Source organism: Stenotrophomonas sp. GD03777, from assembly GCF_029842485.1.
Lineage (GTDB): Bacteria > Pseudomonadota > Gammaproteobacteria > Xanthomonadales > Xanthomonadaceae > Stenotrophomonas > Stenotrophomonas sepilia.
Genome location: NZ_JAOCGL010000157.1, coordinates 1 through 6,407 on the forward strand (window position 1 = coordinate 1; position 6,407 = coordinate 6,407).

The following is a 6,407-nucleotide window of genomic DNA, read 5'->3' on the forward strand; positions in this document are numbered from 1 at the left end:
CATGGGTCACTCTTCAGGCGTTGCGCCCTCGCCAGCGCCTTGCCCATGGGAAATGCGTCGGCGGCACTGATACGAGCCAGTTCATCCCAGCGCAGCGGTACTGCCACACCGGCGGAATCGCGCGCACGCAACGACCACGAGCACACACTGGTGGCACCCCGCGTATTGCGCAGCCAGTCGATGAAAATGACGCCGCCACGCTTGGCCTTGCTCATTGTCGCCACGTAGCGGTCGGGCGCCCGCTCCGCCATCGCCCGGGCGAACGCCTCACAGAACGCCTTGGCCTGTTCCCAGTCGGCCTTGGGCCGCAGCGGCACCACCACGTGCACGCCCTTGCCACCGGACAGCCGCACGAAACTCTTCAGGCCGACTTCCTGCAGGCGGTCACGGACATCACGCGCAGCAGCTTTCACCTCTGCCCAACCCACCCCTTCACCGGGATCGAGGTCGAACACCAAGCGATCCGGGTGCTCGGGATCGGCCACGGTCGCGCCCCACGGATGCAGCTCCAGGGTGTTCATCTGCACCAGTTGCAGCAGGCCCCGCACATCGTCGATGTAGACGTAGTCCTCGCGGCCGCTCTTCTGCTGAAGGGGCACCGCGTGCACGGCATCGCCCAGGCCGGGGCCATGGTGCTTCTGGAAGAAGCAGGCCTTGCCCACGCCATCCGGGCAGCGCAGCAGTGACAAGGGCCGCCCGACAATTTCGGGCAGGATCCAGCGCGCCACGCGCTGGTAGTAGTCCGCCACGTCGCCCTTGCTGAGCTTCTGCCTTGGGAACACCACCCGCTCTGGATGGGTGATCTGGACCTCGCCCCCGGCTTCAGCACTCGAGACGGCCACTCCCAGGTCCTCCTTCTGCTTGTCGCTGCGCAGCCGCTTGAAACTGGCCTGGCGCAGCAGGCCTTCCTTGCCCCAGCCACGGAATGCCACCTCCGCCACCGTCACCGGCTTCACCCAGCGCACGCTGGCGGCGCGGAACGGCACGTGCGCCGGCAGCTGCAGCACAGGCGTCTTCACCGCCAACGGCTGCAGCGCCTTGTGCAGCGCGCGCAGGCTTTCGTCGTCGAAGCCGGTGCCAACGCGGCCCACATAGCGCAAGGCGCCCTTGTCCGGCGTCGCCAGCAGCAGCGAGCCGAACCCCACCCGGGAGCCCTTCGGTGCCGTGTAGCCGACAATCGCGAACTCGTCGGTGTCTTCGTGCTTCACCTTCACCCAGCTGCGTGCACGGGTGTTCACGTAGGGCGCATCCACCTGCTTGCTGACGATGCCTTCGAATCCCGCCTTGCCGCTGGCATCGAATACCTGCGGGCCATGGTCGATCACGTGCTCGCTGAAGGCCAGGGTTCCGGGCGTGGGACCGATGAGATCCTTCAGCAGCGCCTTGCGCTCCAGCAGCGGTGAACGACTGATGTCCACGCCGGCCACACCCGGCAGATCGAAAACGATGTAGCGCAACGGTTGCTTCGAACTCCCGTCGATCACGCGCTGCAGCGCGGCGAAGTCGCTGCGTCCATCCCAGCCCAGCACCACCAGCTCACCGTCCAGGCGCGCATCCCGCACCGGCAGTGCCTGCACGGCCTGTACCACCTCGGGGAAATCACCGGTCCAATCCAGGCCGTTGCGGGAGCGCAGCGTCACCTTGCCTTCGTGCAGATCGGCCAGCAGGCGATAGCCATCCCACTTGATCTCATGCAACCAGCGCTCGCCGTCCGGTGCACTGTCGCGATGATCGGTCAACTGTGGCTTGAAAGCACGCGGGTAGGGCGTGTCACGCGCGCCGTCCAGGTTCAGCGCTCGCGCATGCCAACGCGCATCGGCCTTGCGGGTCGCCGATCGTGCAGCCGGTGCGGCGCGCGTTGACTTGCCCACCGTGCGCTTGCTCACTGCGGATGTGCGTTTCGGCATGGGGGATTGGAGCAGATCATCTGCTTCGGCATCACGCGCTTCCTCGTCGTCGCGTTTGATCAACAACCACTGTACCTGGCGTCCCTTCATCGCTGTGCGCACCAGCTTCCAGCCGCCAGCCAGGCGTTGCCCATGCAGCACGAAGTCGATCTTTCCCGCTGCCAGTGCCTGCAGTGGATCGCCTTCGCAGGCCCATGTGCCGTGATCGAAGACCTCCACGTGGCCAGCGCCGTAGTGGCCTTCGGGAATATCTCCTTCGAAACCGGCGTAGGACAGCGGATGGTCTTCCACTTCCACGGCCAGCCGCTTGTCACCAACGCGAAGCGAAGGACCCTTCGGCACCGCCCAGCTTTTCAGCACACCGTCCATCTCAAGGCGGAAGTCATAGTGCCGCGAAGTGGCATGGTGCAGCTGTATGACGAAGATCGGCCGCCGCTTCGGGTTGCCGTGTGCGGGCGTGTCGTCAGGTTCCGGTGTCTGCCCGAAGCCACCGCCAAGTCGGCGCTTTCGCCGGTACTGGTGCAACGACATGGCTCAACCTGCCTTGCGCCGTGCAGCGGTTTTCTTTGCGGCCTTCTTCGTTGCCTTCTTTGCGGCCTTCTTTACCGTCGGCTTGGTGGCTGCTTTCCGCGTTGCCATCTTCTTCGCCGGCGTACGCTTGTTCGCATCCAGGCTCTTCTGCAGCAGCGCCATGAAATCGACCACGTTGGTGGTGGAATCCTCGCGCGATACAGGCTCATCCTCCACCCGGGTGGTACCGCCCTTGGACTTGATGCGCTTGTTCAGCACCTGCTGCAGGCGCTCGCGGAATTCGTCGTGGTACTGCGACGGATCCCAATCACCGGACATCGACTCGATCAACTGCTCGGCCATCGCCGTTTCCTTGCTGCTGATGCGGTAATCGGCGAGCTTTCCGGTGGGCAGCTTGTAATCTTCGGGATCCACCAGTTCCTGCGGATAGCGCAGGATCATCAGCACCAGCGCGTCCGCATGCGGCATCACCGCGCACAGGTATTCGCGGGTACGCACCACCACCCGGGCGATGCCCACCTTGCCGGTACTGCGCAGTGTCTCGCGCAGCAGCACGTAGCCCTTTTCGGCCTTCTTGCCGGGCACCAGCAGGTAGGGTTTCTCGTAGTAGCGCGGGTCGATCTGCGCGGCATCCACGAACGATTCCACCTCCACCGCTTCGTGGCTTTCCGGTGCCGCAGACCGGATATCGCCTTCCTCCAGCACGACATAACTGCCCTTGTCGTACTCATAGGCTTTGACGATGTCCTTCCAGGGCACCTCCTCGCCGGTGTCGGCGTTGACCCGTTCGAAACGGATCGGTTTGCGATCGCGGGAATCGAGCATGCGGAACTGCAGGTCGACCTTGCGTTCGCCGGACATCAGCGACACCGGCACGTTGAGCAGGCCAAACGACAGCGTGCCGGTCCAGATCGGGGGGGCCATGGGCGTACCTTTGGCGGGGCAGGGCATCCAGCTTCGGATGGGCGGTGTAAACCACCCGTGTCGATACCGTGCACGTGGGTTCTACGCAGATGCGGTAGTGCCGGCCGCTGGCCGGCAGAGCTCGCGGCCTGAAGTTTCCTGGGGTTGCCGGCCAGCGGCCGGCACTACTGCAGCAACGGCCTCACCGCCGCCGCCGGAATATGGTCCAGCGCGCGCCAGGCGTCTTCCACCACCGGCCGCGCCTGCGACCAGCCCAAGCGTGACTGCCCGCGCATCTGTTCCCAGTGCTCGGCCAGTTCCTCGCAGGTATCGGCGGCATCACCGCGTGGCCAATCCGCGGCATGCGTGGTCAACGCGAAGGCATACACCGGGCACAGGTCGCGCCAGTTCCGGTGGCTCTGCCCGCGGCGCTCCTCGTAGTCGCTGAGCATGTACTGCAGGTAGTCCTGCGCCACCGCCTGGGGGTCTTCATGGCGACGCGTACGGCGCTGCGCGCTGCGCTGGCCGAGCGGATCGAGCAGGGCGTTGAACACGGACGTTGCGGGTCGTTCAAGACGGGGCATGGCCGGCTCCTGCAGCGGGGGCGGGTGGGCAGGAATACGCGCGGTGCCGTTACCGGGGGGTGAGCGAGATGTTCATGACGCCGGGTTCGCGGCGGCTTTACCTGTGGCGCGGTGTAGTGGGAGCCCCGAGCGCAGGTAGCCAGACCATGAGCCGAGAGAATTCCCGAGACCCGTTGCGGGAAAACCACCCGCCCATTCCCGGTGAACAGCGCGGCAAGCGCGATGCCGACAATGCCGACTACCGCGGCACCGGCGCACCTTTCTACGACGCCGAGCACGGTGGCGACCATCTGCCGGTGAAGCACGAGGCTGAACAGGCCGCCCAGGACCGCAAGGATGGCGGCGACCGCCATCGCGGCGGCCAGGAAAGCCCGCTCAAACGTCGCGAACGCAAGCAGCGCGCCAGCGACAACCAGGACGAGGCGCTGGAGGAGACCTTCCCGGCCAGCGACCCGACCTCGCCGTTCGTACCGGCCAAGGCGCCCGACTGACGGGTAGTGCCGGCCCCTGGCCGGCAACCCCCTGACGCCCTGCGCGGCGCGATGCCGGCCAAGGCCCCCGATTTACGGGTAGTGCCAGCCGCTGGCCGGCAACCTCCTGCCGTCGTGCACGGCGCGATGCCGGCCAGCGGCCCGCACTACCCCTTTCAGCGCCACGACCATTGCAGGCCCACGCTGGCCCGGCGCCCGGGCCCCGGTTCGTAGAAGCGCCCGTTGCCGTCGTTGACGATCACCGAGCCGATGTAGGCCTGGTCCAGCACGTTCTCCAGCCGGGCGAAGGCGCGCAGGTCGCCACCTGGCAGTGTCCAGAAACGACCGGCCTCCAGGTTCAGCAACGCGTAGCCCGGCGCCCGCTCCGTGGCCACGTCGTTGACCAGGGTATCGGTGCTGGCGGCGGCCTCCAGCGCCCACTGCCAGTCGGCCGGGGTCCACTGCAGCCGGGCAAACGCCTGCTGGCGCGGTACGCCGGGCAAGCGGCTGCCGGCGGAAACCCAGGTGTTCGAGGTCAGGTACGGCGCACGCACCTGCGCCTGCAGCCAGGTCCAGGCCACCTGCAGTTCCAACTGTTCTGCCAACGGCTGCCGGTAGCCCAGTTCCACACCCTGGCGGCGGGTGCGGCCGATGTTGCGATAGGTGCTGCGTCCGCCGATGTTGCTGGCAACTGCCAACTCATCGTCGGTATCTGCGCGGAACAGGCTGATATCGAGCTGGGTTCCGTCCTGTGCATGCCATTTGCTGCCCACCTCCAGGCTGCGGCTGCGCGCCGCCGCCAGATCCAGCGCCAGTCCCGCCTGCCCGTCGGCGCGATACCCCAGCTCGTTGAAGGTGGGCGTCTCGAAGCCACGGCCCACCGCCGCGTGCAGTCGCCACTGCGGGCTGGCCTCGAAGCTGATTCCGGCCACCGGCGTGGTGGCCTGGTAGCGGCGGTGGCCGCTGTCGTCCGGGTTGCGGGCGGTGATGTAGCGATCGTCGGATTCGAAGCGCACGGCGCTGTGACGCACGCCAGCCAGCAATGACCAGCGTGGACTCCACTGCCACCACGCCTGGGCGAACTGATCGACGTTCTGCACGGTGTCGATCTGGTCTCTGCGCAGCCGCCCACGCACGCCGAAAGTGCTGCCGATGAAGTTCTCGTAGCCGGTGCGATGCTGGCGCTGGCGGTCGGCGCTGAGCCCGGCCACCAGATCCAGCGGTCGGCCGGCGAGGTCGCCGTGCCAGCCCCAGCGCGCGTCCAGCCCGCCATAGCCGCCCTCCAGGTCGATCACCCCGCCGGCATGCAACGGGCTGTTGGTCTGAGCTGCCGGCGGGATCGGCAGGTACTGGCGTACCGCGCGCTGGCCGGCATAGCCCATCAGCTGCCAACGCTGCGCCCTGGTTTCACGGGTCCAGCGCAGGCCAGCCTGCTGCTGGCGCACCGATTTACGGGTGTTGTACTGGTGCGCCACGGCGGTGGCCTGGCGCGGATCGGCCGCCACCTGGGTACGGCTCAGGCCCAGCGGGTCCTGCGCATCGGGGGCGTCGAAGGCATTGAGCAGCAGCTCCAGCCGCCCCCCGCCGAGATCGCCACCGATACGCGCAGCGAGCGATTCGCGGCGGGCACGGCTGTGGTCGCGCCAGCCATCGGTGCGGAAGTGATTGGCGGCGATGTTGTAATCCAGAACACGGCCGGCACCCTTCAGTTGCGCGCCGACGCTGAGCGTGTTGTCGGCACCCGCGTTGACGCGCAGCCGCCACGGGTCGCCGGCCTGGCCCTGTGCGCTCCAGACCTGCAGCACGCCGCCGGAGGAATTGCCGTACAGCGCCGAGAACGGTCCGCGCAGCACGTCGATCCGTTCGGCACCGAGCAGGCTGGCATGCGACAGCTGGCCCTGTCCGTCGGGCATGGTCGCCGGCACCCCGTCGATCAACACCCGCACCCCACGCACACCGAAGGTCGAGCGCGCACCAAAGCCACGGATCGACAGCTGGGTGTCCTGCGCGAA

General features: G+C 67.1%; 5 protein-coding genes. 1 reads left to right on the forward strand and 4 read right to left on the reverse strand.

What is annotated here, in order from left to right; genetic code table 11:
• The 3 genes from ligD to N5E02_RS19675 all read right to left on the reverse strand — a co-directional run.
• On the reverse strand, positions 1-2,438 hold a 2,438-nt coding region (ligD, locus tag N5E02_RS19665), incomplete at its 3' end, for a DNA ligase D (protein WP_279946647.1).
• A 3-nt stretch (positions 2,439-2,441) separates the two neighbouring features.
• A complete protein-coding gene (locus tag N5E02_RS19670; RefSeq protein WP_279946648.1) occupies positions 2,442-3,362 on the reverse strand; it encodes a Ku protein in 921 nt (306 codons plus the stop codon).
• A 164-nt stretch (positions 3,363-3,526) separates the two neighbouring features.
• On the reverse strand, positions 3,527-3,925 hold the full coding sequence (locus N5E02_RS19675; protein WP_049402954.1) for a hypothetical protein: 399 nt from the start codon (positions 3,923-3,925) through the stop codon (positions 3,527-3,529).
• Between the two features lie 146 nt (positions 3,926-4,071).
• On the opposite strand from N5E02_RS19675, the gene N5E02_RS19680 reads away from it, so the two are divergent.
• Positions 4,072-4,416, forward strand: coding sequence for a hypothetical protein (locus N5E02_RS19680; RefSeq protein ID WP_053496719.1), 345 nt, complete (start codon positions 4,072-4,074; stop codon positions 4,414-4,416).
• Between the two features lie 155 nt (positions 4,417-4,571).
• Here the strand turns inward: N5E02_RS19680 and N5E02_RS19685 are convergent.
• The coding region (locus N5E02_RS19685; protein ID WP_279946649.1) for a TonB-dependent receptor at positions 4,572-6,407 on the reverse strand (1,836 nt) is incomplete at its 5' end.